Consider the following 18,720-nt stretch of genomic DNA (forward strand, 5'->3'; position numbering starts at 1 on the left):
TCCAGTGATAGTTCAAACAGCCACAACAACTTATTTGTCACAAATAAAAGATATTTTAGAGACCATCGAGACGAACGTATCGAAACAGCTGCTCATCGTTTCAGTAGGGGATTTCAGTGAACGTGGACGGATCTACGAGTTTTACGGCCGAAATTTCAAAACGATTTGGCAGAATTTTCTGACCGCTTATCGTCTCAACCAATTTGAAAAAGCACCTTATTTAAGAATAGATATCGCCACAGAAGAAGAAAAAGCCGATTATCAGCAAGTAAAAGAACGACTAGGAAAAATCAAACGGAACAATTATATTGATTTTAACCTAAGAATCGATGGTTTGAGACGAAGAAGCTTTTTGAAAGAAGAATTAGTCGCCAATGCCATCATCAAGCCAAGCAAAAAACATAAAGTGGGAAAAAACCTCCCTGAATTACGGATTGATCCGCAAAATTACAAAGGATACGTCAAACGTAAATATGGACGTGAAGAAACGGATATCAGTTACTTAGAACGATCAGCCTTTTACTTTTTTCAGACAAAGTCATTTTATTTTGAAAAAGAAAACATGTATCCATTAAAAGATTATGGGAATGGTAATCATTTGAGAGAAGTGACCTATGAGAATCTGGAAGAAACAACAGATTTAGTGATCGCACAAGGCAGTACTTACTTGAGAAAACAGTTAACCAAAACCGGTCAATTTATTTATGGTTATTATCCTTGTTATGATCAGCTGCTTAAAGGCTATAACTCCGTACGGCATTTTTCTTCTTTATATGCTTTAGCAGAAGCCGCAGACTATTTTTCAGATCATGAAATGTTAGAAGAAGTTGAAAATGGATTGGTTTGGGGAATCGAACATCTTACTTCAGTAGAAAATGGAGAGCTTCTTATCAAAGATTACTTGAATCAGGAAGTGGAATATAAATTAGGTGCACAAGCAACGGCTATTTTAGCGATTGCTAAGTATAGTGAAGTAGCGAAAAAAGAACAGTTCCATCCGATACTGGAACAGTTGATCAAAACAGTGTCAGAAAAATTCCTGACGGATGATCAGCGAACGATCCATGTATTAAATGAGCGATTAGAAACGAAAGAACAGTTTCGGATCATCTATTATGATGGCGAAATCCTGTTTTCTCTCCTTCGAGCATATGCACAATTGAAAAAACCAGAAATCTTTGCTATCTGCGAAGGTTTGATGGATCAGTTTGTGAAAAATAATTATCAAAAATATCACGATCATTGGTTAAGTTATGCGACCAATGAGATGCTGAAACATCATCAAACAGTAGAATATTATCAGTTTGGGATAAAAAACGCTTTAGAAAACATCGATTTTATCGACAAAAGGGATACGGCATACCCGACGATGCTCGAGTTGTTAGTTGCAGCATCAAAAATGATGACAAAACTTGAACACAGTGAACTCAAGCATCAAATATTCGCTGAAGAAGCCGATTTTTGCCAAGTAAAAGAAAGAATCAATACTGTGATGAAAAAAAGAGTACACCATGAAATCACCACGGGCGTCATGTTCCCAGAGTTTGCACAATTTTTCAAGTGCCCTGCTGTGATCAGCTATGGCTTTTTTGCCAGACATGACCGCTTCAGGATGAGGATCGATGATGCGGAGCATTTTCTATCAGGACTGATCAATTATCGTATCCATTACAAAGAAGAGGAGTGAACAAGATGGTAGCATTCATTCGTTTTGCGGCATTAGCAGCAATCGGTCTTTCTTATTTAGGGATTCGTTTACGCCGAAAGAAACAGCATAGTAACCAGACTATAGAAGAAGATCTGAGTAGATATGAAAAAAACCAAGAAGGACTCTACCCTTGGGAACAAGACCAGAACGACTCACCGAATCGGATCGAAAAAAATGCTGCGAGATACGTCAATCAAGCAAGACCAAGAAGAGGTAGGTGGTAAGAATAAACGCAAAAAATAAATCAAAAAGGCAGGAAAAAAGATGAGTACGATCCACACACTATTATCCGGCATCAACGGGTACTATTTTAAACAATATGAAGGATTGGAGACAGAGATACGCGATGTAGAATATTTTTCTGGACATTTGAAACGATCAAATGATTATTCGAAAACGATGTTTGTCTGTCTGACACCTGAAAGAAGAAGTTATATCAACCGCAAGCCTGTTGCTTGGCGTGATGGCAATGAGCAAATCGCAGGTAAAGAAAACGAGTTTGGCTTGATCGTGACAGAAAAACCGATTGAAGATCCTCAAGTGACGTCGCCTCAGTTCATTGTTGAGAACAGTTGGGAATTCTTATTGGAATTATCAGCGAAATTACGCAGCCGATTCACTGGTCCTGTTATCGCGATTACCGGCTCGGCAGGAAAAACTTCTACTAGAATGATGATCTCCCATCTATTTCAAAAAGAAAAAGTACTGGAAAATCGCGGGAACCATAACGTGCGATTCGCCATCCCTTTGTATATGAGCAAATTAGTCAGCTGTCCCGATCTTTTGAACTTGGAAGTCTCAGTAAACGCATTGAATTCCTATGACACGGGATCGATGTCTCATCTGATCGAACCAGATATCGCTATCGTGACATCAATTGGCGAAGCGCATCTTAGCTCACTGAAAGACACAAAAGGAGTGGCTGTCCATAAAGCAAAGATTTTTGATGGATTGAAAGCAGATGGGACAGCGATCATCAATACGGACATGGGACAAGAAGAACTGGACATATTACTGAAAGCTGCTAAAAAAAAGACAGCTACGATCTTCACTTATTCCTTACATGATCAGACACAAGATGTGTATGTAAAAAAGAAAGAGCAGAAAAGAACATACTGCGAAGTCACAGTTTCGTTTTTTGGCGAAGAAGTTTTATTGAATCTAGCAGTTTCTTCTTCGGGGATGATCTCAAATGCTTTGGCTTCTTTACTGACCGTATGGAAATTGAGAGGCGATCTTCAACCGTATTTAAAAGCATTCGAAACCTTCAAGCCATTGAGAAAGATCCTAGACAAGACAGAGTACGCATCTGAAGAGGGACAGCAGTTTACATTCATTGATGATACGCATAACGCTTCATTGCCATCGATGAAAAATGCGATTGAATATTTCAATGATGTACGCCCCTTTTATAAAGGAAACAGTTTTTTGATCTTAGGCCAAATTGCGGATCTGGGCGAAGCTTCCGCGAAGGTCCATGAAGCCTTGAAAACTGAAATGAAAAAGACATCTGCCGATCGTGTTTTCGGTTACGGTGAGCAGTTCAAAGCGGTATTTGAGGAAGTGAAAGAGCAGGAAGAGCGATTCCAGTGGTTTAGTACACTCCAAGAACTGGGTGAGGCTATCAACGATCATTTGAATGAAGACAGTTTGATTTTAGCCAAAGGATCTGTGACGGGGAGTGACTTTCAAGAAATCGATAAATACATTCGCCGGATCGCTGCAAATCACCAGCTGAAAAGCAGAAGTTGAGTAGCCAACAGAACACAAAGCAAAAAATGATTAAACGATTCTTGCGTTCTATACCCTGGATTTTCGAATCATCGATGAGACCGGCATCTATTTTTCCGGTCTTTTTTGTTTTTTAAGAAGGAATGATCGATAAAATAAAAAGAGATATTTTTTAACCAAAAAAGCGGAAAAATTTGTAAAACCTTTACAAATAGGTCCTATTCCTTCTTTCCTCATTTTGTGTGCTGTGGTATGATAGTTAAGAATTTTGAAAAAATTACATATAAATCAGTTATTGTACTCATTTATTTTTTTAAAGTTTTCTTACGTTTAAAAAGGGAAATTGCTGATTTATTGGTTGTATGAGACAATATTTTAGAAAATGTGAGACAGAGGTGTACTATGAAGCGATGGCAGAAAGTTATATTAACTTTACTCGGGATACTTGTTCTCTTGGTAGGCGGGCTTTCAGCTTATGGGATCAAGTTCATGAGCGAGGCGAATCAGACAGTGAATAAAATTTCGCAAAGTCTGAATCGAGAGTCCACTAAACGAAAGGACAAGGTCAATATCGACGACAGTGAGCCATTTTCAGTCCTGTTACTGGGATTGGATACTGGGGGATTAGGTCGTACCGAACAAGGAAGATCTGATACGATGATGGTCGTCACCGTCAATCCTAAACAAAAAAAATCAACAATCGTAAGTCTTGATCGTGATATCTATACGAATATCGTCGGATATGGCACGGTAGACAAACTCAATCATGCATATGCATTCGGCGGTGTCGAAATGGCGATGGACTCGATCGAACAGTTACTGGATATCCCACTCGATCATTATGTGACGATCAATTTGGACGGGATGGAAGATTTGATCAATGCAGTCGGAGGAATCGAAGTCAATAACAAAATCGATTTTACATTAGATGGCGTGCATGTCCCAGTAGGTAAACAAACGTTAAATGGAAAAACGGGTTTAGCTTATTCTAGGATGCGTCACGAAGACCCAGAAGGCGATATCGGTCGTCAGAGACGTCAGCGTGAAGTAGTGACAAAAATCGTCAATAAAGTTTTGAGTTTAGATGGTGTGAGCAATTATAAAAAAATCTTAAAAGCTGTTGAAAACAACGTAACAACGGATCTGGATTGGGACGATATGATGGACGTAGCAACCAATTACACCTCTGCTTTTAAAACGATCAAACAAGATCAGCTGCAAGGCGAAAGCCAGACGATCGATGGCATATACTACCAGATTCTTGGGAAAAACGATCTGCTTTCGATCCAGAATGAATTGAAAAAGCAATTGAACATCAAGACAAGCGATACTTTGCCTAATATGAAGAATGATAATGCTTATATGATGTTTTACGATGATTCGGATGGCGCTGATACATCAGACGAAGAAACTGGAACGGAAAGTGAAGATACATCTGGTTATACACAAAGTTCCTATGATCAGTATCAAGATCCGAATACCAATTATCAGCAAAATGAAGACACGAGCCAATACTATGCCCCAAGCCAAGATACGCAAACCTATGATCCTTATGCCGATCAGGGAACTGACGGACAGAACGATTATGGATACGGGTATGGTTATTAAACACACACAATCGAAATAAGAGAACAAAACATCCGAACGATGATAGGATCTGTTCGCTGACTATCAGCGAACATCCTCCATCAGTTCGGATGTTTTATATCTTGACATGAATGACGTCTATCCTGATTTCGATGATTCGTCGATCGACTTTTAGTTCAAGAAATAGATAGAATAATTTAAAAGGGTCGCAAATAATACCCATATATAGTAAGGAAGCATGAGCCACGATACTATCCGTTTATTGAGCCACAAATGGTACATCAGCATGGACAAGAAAATCACTAACAACGTAATATCGATCGCTGCGACTAAATTGTTCTTCAGATTAAAGAAGAAGAACGTCCATAAAAGGTTAAAGATGAATTGAATTACAAATAGCGTGACCATCGTCTGTCTCTGCTTTCTATTTTCATGATTCAGCAGTAAATAAAGAGAAATCCCCATCAATAGATACAACAATGTCCACATCGGACCGAACAACCAACTAGGTGGCGCAAAAGAGGGCAGTTGCAAGGAATAATAATAGCTTCCTGGATTTCCGCTTAAAAGCCCAGATAAAAAACCTAAAACAACGATCCCAACCACACAAAACCAAAACTTGCGATCTTTCAACATATTCATTTTCTCCACTCCTTTCTATATATCCAGTTTACCATGAACGATTCGTTCCATACCTGTATTTAGATTGGATAAGACACGTACGCTTTTTACGAGGGTCATCATTAAGAAAAACACGCTTTTTTATGATTTGTTGCTTTACGATTCATTCTTCATGTTATTTTTGTGTTATTTAAAGTAAAGAATGCAATTTTTGGTTTTCATTCGCTTAAACAGTGCTATAGGGATCGTTCAGGGATAATAAAGACCAAAGTTGCAATAGGATACAGCTTTATTGGAGAACTTTTTTTATATGAATATTAAAGAATAGGAAGGTTAAATAACCTTAATTTTGACATATAAATGTTATAATAAAATTATTCTTCTGCTACGATAAAGATGTAACCGATTACTTAACCAAGTATCGGAAAAATATTTTTAGTGAAGGAGAATAAATCATATGTTTAGAGGAAAACGAACAAAAAAGCTAATTGTGGGAATGGCATTAAGCGGTATGTTGATTGCCCCGATGCTATTGAGTGAAGTACAAGGAACTGCAGCTGTGGAACAAAAAACTGTGGCTAAACCGGATTTCGGTGTAGGACAGGGGATCGAATGGCCTGAACAAGTAGTGGCACCTTATGTCGATATGACAGCTTATTCATCCAGTGAAGATTTATCAAATAATGGAGTAGTTGATTTAGCTGCCATATCAAAAACGACTGGACAAAAATTCTTTAAATTAGCATTCATGCAAGCTAGAGGTGTGAAGAATGGCCGGATTGACTGGGCATGGGGAGGATTTACTGGATTAAGCGAAATTGACAATGATGAGTGGCAATATGAAGGAATCAAAAAATCGATCCGTGAATTACGACAAAACGGCGGAGATGCAGCAGTTTCTTTCGGCGGGTTGAACTCGGGCGCTTTCTGGGAAGTAACGCAAGATGAGGATCTGTTATATAATGCATATATGGAAGTAGTCCAAGGCTATGGATTGACTAGAGTGGATTATGATGTAGAGGCCGCAGCGATGGGATATGAAGAAAATTTAGCCAATGCGAAGGCAGTAAAACGAGTGCAAGAAGCTACAGGTGTCGAAGTAACATTGACTCTTCCCGTGATGGACACTGGATTGATTTCTACTGGTCTGGACGTTTTACGCGCCTATCTGGAAGCTGGAGTTGAGTTGACGAACCTGAATCTGATGACGATGTGTTACGGACCTGTCGTGCCTGACTATGCGCAAGGATCTTTGGATGCAGTGGACAATACGATGGTACAATTGAAAGACTATTATCGTACATATACAGGAAAAACATTGACGACAGAGCAAGCGTACGCAAAATTGGGAACAACGCCATCTATAGGATTCGAAAGCGAAGCGCATCCTTATTTTACAACTGAAATGTTTGACAAAGTCGTTCAGCACGCTAAGGAGCGTAAGCTTGGAATGGTTTCTTACTGGTCGATGAACCGGGATGCAAAAGTGGATGGCGGACAAGGACGAGTAACGAATCAGTACGAATTCTTAAATGTTGCCCAAGATTTTGTCGATGATTCTGAGATTCCTGTTGATACAGAAAAACCAACACCTCCTCGCAATCTTACAACGAGCGGAGTCACTACAAGACGCGCAACAGTAAACTGGTCACCTGCAACAGATAATGATCGAGTAGCAAAATACAATCTTAAGCTGATTGAAAAAGGTGGAGGAACCAGTACAGCGACTACCTCTGCTTTGACATATTCCTACAGCAACCTGAAAAGCAACACGGAGTACACAGTCGAGATAACGGCAGAGGATCGCTCCGGGAATGTATCGGATAAAGCCGTAATAAAATTTACGACGTTAAAAGAAAATGAATCAGCTATCCCTGAATGGAATCCTGCAACAGTTTACGTAGCGGGAGATCGTGTGGTTCATGAAGGGATCATCTATGAAGCAAGATACTGGACACAAAACAATAATCCGCTCGAATCTGGCGAATGGGGCCCTTGGAGACAAGTTTCCTAAGTTCTTTGATTACTTTAAGCGAATGGCTTTAGGAAGATGAATCAATCGAAGAGGTTTTGACAGGAATGGACAGCTCCTTTTCTTTTTTCGTGGTATAATGAAATGAGCTCATTATAACGAATAGTAAGGAAGAAGTAACTTGAGAAAAATCTATTTTCTATGTACAGGAAATTCCTGTCGCAGTCAGATGGCAGAAGGATACGGGCATCAATTACTAGATGAGGATTTCGAGATACACAGTGCAGGGATCGAGACACATGGACTGAATCCCAAAGCGGTAAAAGTAATGGCGGAAGACGGAGTAGATATTTCTGGACAAACTTCGGATCTGATCGCTATGGATTATTTTGTACAAGCAGACTTGATCGTCACGCTTTGTGGGGATGCAAAAGACAAGTGTCCAACAATCCCTAAAGATAAAACGCATTTACACTGGGATTTAGAAGATCCGGCAAAAGCGCAAGGAACAGATGAAGAGATCTTGAACGAGTTCCGTCAAACAAGAGACAGAATCAAACAAGAAGTGAAAAAATTGGCAGCATTCAAATAGACAAGGCTGGGAAGATACGAAATCCCAGCTTTTTTTGTGACGTAAAATTGTAAGATTAGGTTTTAAAAATTATAAAAGTATAATGTTTGGAGAAATAGAATAAAACGGTTACAATGTGGATATCAAATAGAGGAGGTTCATTTATGAAAAAGTTCAGCGCGTTATTATTGTTGGGAATTGTCAGTTTAGGGTTGTTTGGTTTTAGTATTCCAGGATTTGCACATGGGTATATTACTTCACCAGGAAGTCGTGCTTATCTAGGAACATCAAATGCAGGGAAATTAAATCAGAATGTTGGACGAGCAGAATGGGAACCGCAAAGTATCGAAGCACCGAAAAACACCTTTATCGATGGGAAAATCGCTAGTGCGGGCGTAAGCGGTTTTGAACCATTGGATGAACAAACGTCAAATAGATGGCACAAAAACATGATCAATTCAGGAACGTTGAATATCACATGGAACCTAACAGCACAACATCGTACAAGTACTTGGGATTACTATATTACTAAACCAACATGGAACCCTGATCAGCCTTTGAAATTCAGTGATTTCGAATTAATCACAAAAATCGATGATAAAGCAACAGTACCGCCAAAAACAGTGAATCAGTCAATCACTATTCCACAAGACCGCAAAGGGTACAATGTTATTTTAGCTGTCTGGAATATCAGTGATACAACGAATGCATTTTATCAAGTCATTGACGTAAATATCCAGTAGTCTTAGAAATGTCAGTCACTCGGATATTAAAAATATATATATAAAGAAAAACGAAGCAAGCCATCAAAGGTTTTGCTTCGTTTTTTTCAGATAAGGTTATTTTTTAATCAGTTTGACGACTACTTCGCAACGTGCCGTTTGAGGGAACATATCGACAGATTGAAGATAATCGACGTGGAATTTCTTGCTTAATTGAACCAAATCGCGCGCTAAAGTAGAAACATTACAGGAAATATAGACGAGTTTTCTCGGCGGATTTTTCAATAAAGCTTGCACCAATTTGCCGTCTAAACCTGTACGTGGCGGATCGACAATGATCCCATCTGGCTGGAAGCCTTCGTCTAACCATTTAGGCAGCAACTCTTCTGCAGTACCGACTTCATAGCGGGTATTCTTGTATCCTAAACGCTGTGCATTCTTTTGTGCGTCTTCGATTGCTTGAGGAACGGTGTCCATGCCTCGTACTTCTTTTGCCTGCTTTGCCACACTCAAGCCGATCGTTCCGACCCCGCAATACGCATCAACGATCGTTTCATCCGGCTGGATCGCTAAGGCTTTGATACCTTCTCCGTAAAGAACTTCTGTCTGTTGAGGATTCAATTGGAAAAACGCACGTGGCGATAAATCGAAAGTCACTTCATTGATCTGTTCTTCGATCGCTTCTTTTCCCCAAAGATGGAGCGTTTCATCGCCCATCACCAGAGAAGTTTTATGTGGCTGGACATTTTGCATGACTGATACTACTTCAGGCAGTCGGTGGTTGATTTCACGGATCATCGCATTTTTCTGTGGGAATTTTTGGCTTCTCGTAATGAATACGACTTGTAATTCGCCAGTTTTTACGCCGACTCTTACCATGATCGTACGGAAAATCCCGCTGTTCGTTCGTTCATCATAGATCGGTAAATCGTATTTATTGAGCAGTTGCACAACGGTGTTCATAACCTTTTGCGTACGCGGCTCTTGGACGAGGCAATCGGTGATCGGAACAAGCTGATGGGAGTCTGCCTGGTAGAGTCCTGCCTCTGTTTTTTGGGTCTGTTTGTTTTTTCGCAATTGGAATTGTGCTTTATTCCGGTAATGCCAGGGATCGTCCATTCCGATCGTCGGCAGCAGTTGATAAGACTGAAAGCCTTCTGGTCTGAATTTTTCCAGCGCTTGCAAGAGCAAGTCCTTCTTAAAATCCAATTGTGCCTGATAAGCTAGATGCTGTAATTGACAGCCACCGCATTCATAGTATACGGGGCAAGGAGCGACCACGCGATCTTTGCTGGCTTTTTTGATCTTGACTAATTCTGCTTCCGCATAGCGAGGGGTTGCTTTTGTAATCTTCACCACAACTTCTTCTTTCGGCAAAGCGTACGGTACGAAGATGATCAGGCGTTTGAAATAGCCGATACCTTCGCCGTTGATTCCTAAGCGTTTGATTTTTAAAGGAACTGTTTGTCCATTTTTGACAATTGATTCTGTCATCGGTCTCTCCCTTTTCTTTTTATGTGGGTCTATTCTATCATATAATACCTGTTGATGGGGATTTTCTGTGGTATGATAGAGAATATACGTTCGAGGAGGGATTTCATGATAACAGTTACTAGGATCAGTAAAGGCAAAGGGCCTTTTTATCGAGTCGACTTGTCTGAAGGAGAGTCTCTGAGAGTTTCAGAAGATATTTTAGTTCGTTATCGTCTGCTGAAGGGACAGGAACTGGAAGAGGAAACGGTCCAAGAGATAAAAAAAAGCAGCGGATTTGATTTTGGCTTCCAGCAAGCGATGAATTATTTGAGTTATCAGCTTCGTTCGGAAAAAGAGATCCGAACATATTTAAAAGAAAAAGAAATCGAACTAGAAGACCGGAATAAAATCGTTGCACGATTGAAAGAACTACAGTTAGTCGATGATTTGGTCTATGGTGAGAGTTACGTGAGAACCAATATGCGGTTGAGCGATAAAGGACCAAAAAAACTGGGACAACAAATGCAACAAAAAGGCTTGAAGCCTGAGATCATCGAACAGGCACTTAGTCAATATACTTTTGAAGATCAAGTCGAAACTGCGCGTCAAGCTGCTGAAAAAGCATTTGGTAAAAACCATGGGAAAAGTCAAAAAGAACTGCTGCGAAAAATCCAGCAAATGCTCATGACCAAAGGATTCACTCAAGATGTCATCCAGCAAGCGATGACCACATTGCCTCAAGAAGCAGACCAAGAAGAGGAGTACGATTTTCTTGTGAAGCAAGGGGAGAAGCTTTGGCGTAAGAATCTGCGGTTTGAACCGAGAAAAAGAAACCTAAAAGTGAAACAAAGCTTATATCAAAAAGGATTTGATTTGGATATGATCCAGCGATTCATCATGGAAAAGGAAGAGGAGTCAAGTGAATAAAGAATGGGAAAAATGGTCGCCTGAAGAGACGCGTCAGTTTCAGGAAATATTTGTACAATGGTATGAAAAAGAAAAAAGAAATCTTCCTTGGCGCTATAATCGAGATCCTTATCGCATCTGGATCTCAGAGATCATGCTCCAGCAGACCAGAGTCGATACAGTCATCGACTACTTTTACCGTTTTATGGAGTGGTTTCCAACGATCGAGGAACTGGCAAATGCACCGGAAGAAAAGCTGCTGAAAGCATGGGAAGGATTGGGCTACTATTCCCGAGTACGCAATATCCAAGCAGCTGCTAAACAAATCATGGAAGAATTCGGCGGGAAAATGCCAGAAACACCAGAAGAGATCAGTTCGCTGAAAGGGATCGGTCCTTATACAACAGGCGCAATCTCAAGTATTGCATTCGGACTGCCAGAACCTGCAATCGACGGGAATGTGATGCGGGTAGTCAGCCGTCTGTTCTGTATTGAAGAAGATATTGCCAAAGCTTCCAGCCGAAAAACATTCGACGAGGCAATGCGTGCCATCATTGATGAAAAGCACCCCGGAGAGTTCAATCAAGCGATGATGGATCTGGGCTCAGCAATCTGCACGCCAACTTCGCCAAGATGTGAGATCTGTCCGATCCAGCAGTTCTGCTTGGCAAACAAACGGGGAATCCAAACAGAGTTTCCTGTGAAAACAAAAAAAGCAAAACCAAAAGATGTCTATTATGTCTGTGCAGCTATCGAGAATAAGGAAGGTGCTTATTATTTCGAACAGCGCAGCAGTCAAAAGCTGTTAGCAGACATGTGGACATTCCCGATGGTTGAAGTATCCAAGGAAAAATATGCGCTTTTAAAAGAAGAATGGGCAAAAGGGGTCGAGAGCAGCCTGTTTGATGAACTGCTTGTGGCAGAGGAAACAGCGGAATTGCCTTTTTCGAACCAGGAACAGGTGATCTGGCAAAAACGGCATTTGGGTGAAGTGACCCATATCTTCAGTCATCTGAAGTGGCATGTCCTGCTTTTTTATGGACGGACGACAAATACAGCTGAACAAGTATTCATCGATACTGAAATCACACAATGGCTGTCGCCAGATAGATTTGAAACAGTGGTTTTTCCAAAAGTCCAGATGAAACTGATCGAACAGTTGGAGAAAAATAGAAACAATAGTAATCCTTTCTAGGCAAAGCTAATTTTTATTGATATAATAATTATGATGTCGGTGTAATGAACACCCAAACACAAAGCACAAGATGCTGCTTAAGGAAGGGTTGCTATGGGAGTTCCAAAAGAAGGAGAGTTTGTAACGATCCAAAGTTATAAACACGACGGCAGATTGCATCGAACGTGGCGTGATACCATGGTATTAAAAACAAGCGAACATTCAATGATCGGCGTGAATGATCACACTCTGGTAACAGAGTCTGACGGCCGGCGTTGGGTAACGCGCGAACCAGCAATTGTGTATTTTCACAAAAAATACTGGTTCAATGTAATAGCAATGATTCGAGAAAAGGGGGTTTCCTATTATTGTAATCTAGCTTCACCTTTTTTACTGGACGATGAGGCCTTGAAGTATATTGATTATGACTTAGATATCAAGGTGTTTCCTGATGGTGAGAAACGACTACTGGATGTCGATGAATATGAGATGCATAGCAAAATGATGAATTATCCGAATGATATTGACTTCATCCTAAAAGAAAACGTGAAGATTTTGGTTGACTGGATCAATAATGGAGATGGCCCGTTCTCAGAAGGCTATATTGATATTTGGTATGACCGTTACAAGCAATTGTCGCGCAAGTGAAAAGAAAAAGAACAGTAAGCCAAGAGTTTTCTCGAGGCTTACTGTTTTTCTATGCAAGTTTCGGCGATCGTTTATCACAATTTCAAATGTGAGAAGCCATTTTCATAAAATTGTCTTATCTCTTAAATCCAGACGTCGCCTGTCACAACCTCATACACGGTGTTCCAGTGCCAACTTTTCGGAGATAAGCCTAATTTATGCAAAAATGTGAGAAGCCATTTTCGCAAAATTTTTCTTATCTCTCAAAGCTGAGCGCCACTGTCACAACCTCATTCACGGTGTTCAATCAGCTGACCTTCGGCATTAGTTCAGAAAAATGCAAAATATGGAAAGCTATTTCGCATTTTCCCTCTCTAATGCTCAGGTCAAGCCGCTGCTTTCACAACCTTTTTTGCATATGCACATGCGCCATCCCAGCATCTTCAAAGGGTTCGCCGTATACTTCATAGCCCAATTTTTCATAGAATGCTTCTGCCGTTACTTGCGCACCGAGAAGAATCGTATTGTATCCTTGTCTTCTGGCAAAGTTTTCAGCTTCTTCGATAAGGACTTTTCCTAGTCCTTTATGACGGTATTCAGAAAGGACTGCCATACGCTGTAGTTTCATCTTCCCGTTTTTCAAAGGTAAGAGACGCACAGTCCCCTGAGGTTCTTTCTGATCTGAATAAAGCACAAAATGAATGCAGTGTGCCTCATCTTTATCTATTTCTCTAGACAAAGGAACTCCTTGCTCGACAACGAATACTTGATTTCTGATCCGAACAGCATCTAGGTAGATGCTGCTCATCGTATCTTTAGTTTGTACAACTTTCATGATCCAGCCACCTTTCATGTGTATAGTATACTGGAAAGTAAAATAAATAAAAAGATAGGGAAGGTTTCAAAAAAATAAAAAAGAAATTTTCACGGTTTTACTATATACTAATAGAAAAGAAGAAAGGAGAAAATCCATTGTTTGAAAAACTAAAACAATCCAAGCTGATGTTCTGGTCACTTGAATTACTGATCATCGCTACGTTGATCATGGTGTCCTCACAAATCAACTTTATCTTCGAACCAATCGGAACGTTTTTTTCTACCTTATTTGCACCGGTGCTGATTGCAGGTTTCTTGTATTATCTGCTGAACCCGATTGTTAAATTACTGATGAAAACAAAGATCAAAAGAATATGGGCGGTGGCGATCGTGCTGCTCTTGTTGGTCGCAGCGATCATTTGGATCTTACTCAGCGTCATACCGAGCCTTGTACAGCAGATCTCCTCGCTAGCATCCAATATGCCTGATTTTATCAAGCAAGTCGAAAATTGGCTGAAAGAAGTAGCCGCACTGCCTATTTTCAAAGAGGTGGATGTCAATAAATATTTTGAACAGCTAGATATCTCTTATGGAACGATCATCCAGCAATTCCTCAGCGGTGTCTCAAATAGTTTAGGATCGATCGTTGGAACAATCGCTTCGGCGACCGTGGTGATCATCACTGCACCGTTTATTTTGTTTTACATGCTGAAAGATGGAGAAAAACTGGTACCAAATATCAAGCAGTTCTTTCCTGAAAAACGAAGAAGTCAAATCGTTGAATTACTTGGACAGCTGAATAAAACATTAGCGAGCTATATCAGCGGTCAGGCAATCGAGTGTCTGTTTGTCGGAACGTTCACTTTTTTAGGCTATCTGATCATCGGAGTGGATTACGCCTTTTTATTCGGTGTGATTGCAGGACTGACCAATCTGATCCCTTATCTGGGCCCTTATCTTGGGTTAGCACCTGCGTTTATCGTGACGGTTTTCAACGAACCGGTAAAGGCTTTGCTTTGCTGTGTAGTCGTACTGGTCGTTCAGCAACTGGACGGGAATGTGATTTATCCGAATGTGATCGGTAAATCATTGAAGATCCATCCGCTGACCATCATCATCGTCTTATTGGTAGCAGGAAATATCGCTGGATTGCTAGGTATCTTCCTAGGTGTTCCTTTTTATGCTATCTGTAAAACAATCATTTCTTACGTCATAAAAATCGTCAAGGAAGATAAACAAAATGAGAACAAGAAAAAAATCGCAACGACCCCTTAGAACATTCTAATACACTTGTTTTTATTGCAAAGGAAATGGCTTTGTGATACCATTTTAACGTGGCTACTATAGCCACGTTTTTTTCTATCGTAAATTAAAATCAACTATATAAGGAGAGAATGCGATTATGAATGCTGACCCTGAGAGTCAGTCGCTGTTAGCGCAGATTTTATTATTGATCATTTTGACATTGATCAATGCTTTTTTAGCAGCTTCCGAAATTGCCGTTGTTTCGATTAATAAGAATCGGATCGAGCAGAAAGCTGAAGAAGGAGATGTGAAATCTCAAAAGCTTTTGAAAATATTGCAGAATCCAAATAACTTCCTATCGACAATCCAAGTAGGAATCACTTTGGTCAACATTTTATCTGGTGCTTCATTAGCCAATACTTTATCCGAACGGCTAGCGCCTGTATTAGGCGGCGGTGCAGCAGCAAAAAATATTGCGAACATCATTGTACTGGCTATTTTGACCTATGTCTCCATCGTTTTTGGGGAATTGTATCCTAAAAGAATTGCTTTGAACAAATCAGAAGAAGTAGCGAAATTTACCTCAGGACTTATCCGGCTGATCGGTGTCGTTGCCAAACCGTTTGTCTGGCTCCTGTCTGCTTCGACGAGTCTGTTGGCAAGGATTACGCCGATGACATTCGATGATGAAGATTCAAAGATGACCAGAGACGAAATGAGATATATGTTAGAAACAGAAGGTGTATTGAATAACGAAGAACTGGAGATGCTGCAAGGTGTCTTTTCTTTAGACACAAAGGTTGCGCGGGAAGTGATGGTCCCTCGAACAGATGCTTTTATGATCGACATTAATGACTCCATTGAAGACAATGTCAATGAAGTGTTATCAGAAAATTATTCAAGGATCCCTGTTTATAATGAAGATAAAGACAAAGTCGTCGGTATCCTTCATACAAAGAATTTATTGAAAGCCGCTCATAAATTTGGTTTCGATCATTTGGAAATCAGAAAGATCATGCAAGAACCTTTATTCGTACCGGAAACGATTTTTATCGATGATCTGTTGTATGAAATGAAAAAAACACAAAACCAAATGGCTATCTTGCTAGATGAATATGGCGGTGTCGTTGGTTTAGCGACATTAGAGGATCTTCTTGAGGAAATCGTCGGAGAGATCGATGACGAATCGGACGAAGTAGAAAATCTATATGAGAAAGTCGACGAACATGAATACATCATCCAAGGTCGTATGCTGATCGATGAGTTCAACGAAGCTTTCGACAGCGACTTGCACATGAGTGACGTCGATACGATGGCTGGTTATCTGATCACAGCGTTAGGACTGATCCCGGATGAAGGAGAAAAATTGTCTTTTGATGTAGATAATATCACGTTGATCTCGGAAGAAATGGAAGGCTCTAGAATTCTCAAGATTCGGGTGATCTTCCATGATCCTGCAGAAACAGAAGCAGAGCCGGAAGAAGAACGCCGTTATTTCAGAAAAGAATTCGAAGACGATGAACCAAGAAGATAAAAGAAGATAAAAGAAGATAAAATGATTCTTCCTTTCTTGGGATATCACGCTGTATTGCTGAGAGGTTGGGACAGGTTCTGTCTTAACCTCTTTTTCTTTTTGCCGGTAGATACACAAAAAGAATTATCAGTTTGACGGCTTTTTCAATCGCCGAATCCATGCTATACTAATCTAGTTGTAAGAAGAGACTGTGACAGATGCACAGAGTAAATAAATGAGTGAGAAACGGAGTTAAATTATGAACAATCCAGAGTTAAAACAACAAGTGGACAATCGCCGGACATTTGCGATCATCTCCCACCCGGATGCCGGGAAAACAACGATCACAGAGCAACTGCTTTTATTTGGTGGCGCGATCCGCCAAGCCGGGACGGTGAAAGGGAAAAAAACCGGAAACTTCGCAAAATCAGACTGGATGGAAATCGAAAAGCAACGTGGGATTTCTGTTACCAGTTCTGTGATGCAATTTGACTATCAAGGTAAACGTGTCAATATCCTGGATACTCCTGGACATGAGGATTTCTCAGAAGATACCTATCGTACCTTGATGGCGGTCGACAGCGCAGTGATGGTCATCGACAGTGCAAAAGGGATCGAAGCACAGACGAAGAAATTATTTCAAGTTGTAAAAAAACGCGGTATCCCTATTTTTACTTTTATCAATAAACTGGATCGTGATGGTCGTGAACCGTTGGATCTGCTGGAAGAATTAGAAGAGCTATTGGATATCGAATCTTATCCGATGAATTGGCCGATTGGTATGGGAAAAGGTTTAGAAGGACTTTACGATATCCATCATAATCGTGTCGAATTCTACCGCCCGGAAAATTATAATGACGAGCGTCTTGTGCCATTGGATGAAGACGGCTTGCTTCCTGACAATCATCCTTTGACAGAAAATTCATTGTACCAGCAAGTGCTGGAAGAAGTGGAACTGATCAAAGAAGCCGGCGATGCATTCAATGAAGAAAAAATCGCTCGTGGAGATCAGACACCTGTGTTTTTCGGTTCTGCTTTGACCAATTTCGGCGTACAAACATTTTTAGAGACATTCGTCGATCTAGCTCCTTCACCATATGCACATAAAACACAAGATGAACAAATGGTCAGCCCGTACGAAGAAGACTTTTCAGGATTTGTTTTCAAGATCCAGGCGAATATGAATCCTGCCCATCGTGATCGGATCGCCTTTGTCCGGATCTGTTCAGGTACATTCGAACGCGGGATGGACGTCTCTTTGGAACGTACCAATAAAAAGCTGAAACTAAGCAATGTCACACAGTTCATGGCAGATGCTCGTGAAAACGTCGAAAAAGCAGTAGCAGGGGATATCATCGGAGTCTACGATACGGGCAATTACCAAATCGGTGATACACTTTATGAAGGAAAGCTAAAGGTCGCTTACGAAGAGCTGCCGTCATTTACACCGGAACTTTTCATGAAAGTAACGGCAAAAAATGTGATGAAACAAAAATCCTTCCATAAAGGGATCCATCAGCTTGTCCAAGAAGGGGCGATCCAGCTGTATAAAACTTATCTAACAGAAGAATACATTATTGGAGCAGTCGGTCAGCTTCAATTTGAAGTTTTCCAGTATCGTATGCTGAATGAATACAACGCTGAAGTGATCATGTCGCCAATGGGGCATAAGATTGCAAGATGGATCGATCCGGAAGATTTGGATGAAAAAATGAGTTCCAGCAGAAACATCTTGGCTCGAGACCGTTTTGACCAACCATTGTTCTTGTTTGAAAACCAATTTGCAGAACGCTGGTTTGCAGATAAATATCCAGATGTGAAGTTGAAGAGTTTGATGTAAAAGAAGAGGATGCGACAGACTTGTCTGAGGGTGGATTCCTTAGTTTGTGACACTGATTCATATCGTGACGGATTTCCGTCACGATTTTTTTATTATTGTCTTTAGACCTAGTTGAGCTCGCAAAGCGAGTGAAACATAAAACCACCTGCTATGCGGGTGGGGAATAAAGGGTTCTACCAAAAAGCCCTTCAAATCGTTAAAATATGATTGTTCA

16 protein-coding genes are annotated in these 18,720 nt (G+C 40.5%); 13 read left to right on the plus strand and 3 right to left on the minus strand.

Going from position 1 to position 18,720, the window contains the following annotated elements:
- Positions 1–4: 4 nt before the first annotated feature.
- The 4 genes from G7Y42_RS01710 to G7Y42_RS01725 all read left to right on the plus strand — a co-directional run bounded on the left by G7Y42_RS01710 (position 5) and on the right by G7Y42_RS01725 (position 5,047).
- Entirely contained in the window at positions 5–1,687 is a 1,683-nt protein-coding gene (locus G7Y42_RS01710; protein ID WP_165003288.1) for a hypothetical protein, read from the plus strand.
- Positions 1,688–1,692: 5 nt separating this feature from the next.
- Positions 1,693–1,932 (plus strand): hypothetical protein, encoded by a 240-nt coding sequence (locus tag G7Y42_RS01715; protein ID WP_165003307.1) that lies wholly within the window; start codon positions 1,693–1,695, stop codon positions 1,930–1,932.
- Between the two features lie 40 nt (positions 1,933–1,972).
- On the plus strand, positions 1,973–3,460 hold the full coding sequence (gene murF / locus G7Y42_RS01720) for a UDP-N-acetylmuramoyl-tripeptide--D-alanyl-D-alanine ligase (protein WP_165003309.1): 1,488 nt from the start codon (positions 1,973–1,975) through the stop codon (positions 3,458–3,460).
- 381 nt (positions 3,461–3,841) lie between these two features.
- A complete protein-coding gene (locus G7Y42_RS01725; protein ID WP_165003312.1) occupies positions 3,842–5,047 on the plus strand; it encodes an LCP family protein in 1,206 nt (401 codons plus the stop codon).
- 150 nt (positions 5,048–5,197) lie between these two features.
- On the opposite strand, the gene G7Y42_RS01730 is transcribed toward G7Y42_RS01725, so the two are convergent.
- Positions 5,198–5,668: a TspO/MBR family protein gene (locus G7Y42_RS01730; protein WP_165003314.1), complete on the minus strand. Its 471-nt coding sequence runs from the start codon at positions 5,666–5,668 to the stop codon at positions 5,198–5,200.
- Positions 5,669–6,104: 436 nt separating this feature from the next.
- On the opposite strand from G7Y42_RS01730, the gene G7Y42_RS01735 reads away from it, so the two are divergent.
- The 3 genes from G7Y42_RS01735 to G7Y42_RS01745 all read left to right on the plus strand — a co-directional run bounded on the left by G7Y42_RS01735 (position 6,105) and on the right by G7Y42_RS01745 (position 8,933).
- Positions 6,105–7,661 carry a carbohydrate-binding protein gene (locus G7Y42_RS01735; RefSeq protein WP_165003316.1) on the plus strand — a complete coding sequence of 519 codons (1,557 nt, stop codon included), beginning with the start codon at positions 6,105–6,107 and terminating at the stop codon, positions 7,659–7,661.
- Positions 7,662–7,800: 139 nt separating this feature from the next.
- Complete coding sequence (arsC, locus tag G7Y42_RS01740; RefSeq protein WP_165003318.1) at positions 7,801–8,211, plus strand: arsenate reductase (thioredoxin); 411 nt, start codon at positions 7,801–7,803, stop codon at positions 8,209–8,211.
- Between the two features lie 143 nt (positions 8,212–8,354).
- Positions 8,355–8,933, plus strand: a complete 579-nt coding sequence (locus G7Y42_RS01745) for a lytic polysaccharide monooxygenase (RefSeq protein WP_165003320.1) — start codon at positions 8,355–8,357, stop codon at positions 8,931–8,933.
- A 96-nt stretch (positions 8,934–9,029) separates the two neighbouring features.
- On the opposite strand, the gene rlmD is transcribed toward G7Y42_RS01745, so the two are convergent.
- Positions 9,030–10,406 (minus strand): 23S rRNA (uracil(1939)-C(5))-methyltransferase RlmD, encoded by a 1,377-nt coding sequence (gene rlmD / locus G7Y42_RS01750; protein WP_165003323.1) that lies wholly within the window; start codon positions 10,404–10,406, stop codon positions 9,030–9,032.
- 105 nt (positions 10,407–10,511) lie between these two features.
- Between rlmD and recX the strand changes: the two genes are divergently transcribed.
- The 3 genes from recX to G7Y42_RS01765 all read left to right on the plus strand — a co-directional run bounded on the left by recX (position 10,512) and on the right by G7Y42_RS01765 (position 13,113).
- Positions 10,512–11,312 carry a recombination regulator RecX gene (gene recX / locus G7Y42_RS01755; RefSeq protein WP_165003325.1) on the plus strand — a complete coding sequence of 267 codons (801 nt, stop codon included), beginning with the start codon at positions 10,512–10,514 and terminating at the stop codon, positions 11,310–11,312.
- Complete coding sequence (mutY, locus tag G7Y42_RS01760) at positions 11,305–12,486, plus strand: A/G-specific adenine glycosylase (protein WP_165003328.1); 1,182 nt, start codon at positions 11,305–11,307, stop codon at positions 12,484–12,486. Before recX ends, mutY begins: the two co-directional genes overlap by 8 nt.
- 93 nt (positions 12,487–12,579) lie before the next feature.
- On the plus strand, positions 12,580–13,113 hold the full coding sequence (locus G7Y42_RS01765; RefSeq protein WP_002310342.1) for a DUF402 domain-containing protein: 534 nt from the start codon (positions 12,580–12,582) through the stop codon (positions 13,111–13,113).
- Positions 13,114–13,492: 379 nt separating this feature from the next.
- Here the strand turns inward: G7Y42_RS01765 and G7Y42_RS01770 are convergent, their stop codons facing one another.
- The gene (locus tag G7Y42_RS01770; protein WP_165003329.1) at positions 13,493–13,927 is read right to left on the minus strand and encodes a GNAT family N-acetyltransferase; all 435 of its coding nucleotides are present in this window, start codon (positions 13,925–13,927) and stop codon (positions 13,493–13,495) included.
- Between the two features lie 137 nt (positions 13,928–14,064).
- On the opposite strand from G7Y42_RS01770, the gene G7Y42_RS01775 reads away from it, so the two are divergent.
- The 3 genes from G7Y42_RS01775 to G7Y42_RS01785 all read left to right on the plus strand — a co-directional run bounded on the left by G7Y42_RS01775 (position 14,065) and on the right by G7Y42_RS01785 (position 18,506).
- Positions 14,065–15,183 carry an AI-2E family transporter gene (locus tag G7Y42_RS01775; protein WP_165003331.1) on the plus strand — a complete coding sequence of 373 codons (1,119 nt, stop codon included), beginning with the start codon at positions 14,065–14,067 and terminating at the stop codon, positions 15,181–15,183.
- Positions 15,184–15,310: 127 nt separating this feature from the next.
- Positions 15,311–16,687 carry a hemolysin family protein gene (locus G7Y42_RS01780; protein ID WP_165003334.1) on the plus strand — a complete coding sequence of 459 codons (1,377 nt, stop codon included), beginning with the start codon at positions 15,311–15,313 and terminating at the stop codon, positions 16,685–16,687.
- Positions 16,688–16,925: 238 nt separating this feature from the next.
- Positions 16,926–18,506: a peptide chain release factor 3 gene (locus tag G7Y42_RS01785; RefSeq protein WP_165003336.1), complete on the plus strand. Its 1,581-nt coding sequence runs from the start codon at positions 16,926–16,928 to the stop codon at positions 18,504–18,506.
- Positions 18,507–18,720 lie beyond the last annotated feature (214 nt).

Origin of the sequence: Enterococcus sp. ZJ1622 (genome assembly GCF_011038845.1) — a bacterium.
Lineage (GTDB): Bacteria > Bacillota > Bacilli > Lactobacillales > Enterococcaceae > Enterococcus_B.

Bases quoted from the DNA above. Each gene is read 5' to 3' on its own strand.
- G7Y42_RS01715 (WP_165003307.1), top strand. From the start codon at position 1,693: ATGGTAGCATTCATTCGTTTTGCGGCATTAGCAGCAATCGGTCTTTCT.
- murF (WP_165003309.1), top strand. From the start codon at position 1,973: ATGAGTACGATCCACACACTATTATCCGGCATCAACGGGTACTATTTT.
- G7Y42_RS01725 (WP_165003312.1), top strand. From the start codon at position 3,842: ATGAAGCGATGGCAGAAAGTTATATTAACTTTACTCGGGATACTTGTT.
- G7Y42_RS01730 (WP_165003314.1), bottom strand. From the start codon at position 5,668: ATGAATATGTTGAAAGATCGCAAGTTTTGGTTTTGTGTGGTTGGGATC.
- G7Y42_RS01735 (WP_165003316.1), top strand. From the start codon at position 6,105: ATGTTTAGAGGAAAACGAACAAAAAAGCTAATTGTGGGAATGGCATTA.
- G7Y42_RS01745 (WP_165003320.1), top strand. From the start codon at position 8,355: ATGAAAAAGTTCAGCGCGTTATTATTGTTGGGAATTGTCAGTTTAGGG.
- rlmD (WP_165003323.1), bottom strand. From the start codon at position 10,406: ATGACAGAATCAATTGTCAAAAATGGACAAACAGTTCCTTTAAAAATC.
- recX (WP_165003325.1), top strand. From the start codon at position 10,512: ATGATAACAGTTACTAGGATCAGTAAAGGCAAAGGGCCTTTTTATCGA.
- G7Y42_RS01765 (WP_002310342.1), top strand. From the start codon at position 12,580: ATGGGAGTTCCAAAAGAAGGAGAGTTTGTAACGATCCAAAGTTATAAA.
- G7Y42_RS01770 (WP_165003329.1), bottom strand. From the start codon at position 13,927: ATGAAAGTTGTACAAACTAAAGATACGATGAGCAGCATCTACCTAGAT.
- G7Y42_RS01780 (WP_165003334.1), top strand. From the start codon at position 15,311: ATGAATGCTGACCCTGAGAGTCAGTCGCTGTTAGCGCAGATTTTATTA.
- G7Y42_RS01785 (WP_165003336.1), top strand. From the start codon at position 16,926: ATGAACAATCCAGAGTTAAAACAACAAGTGGACAATCGCCGGACATTT.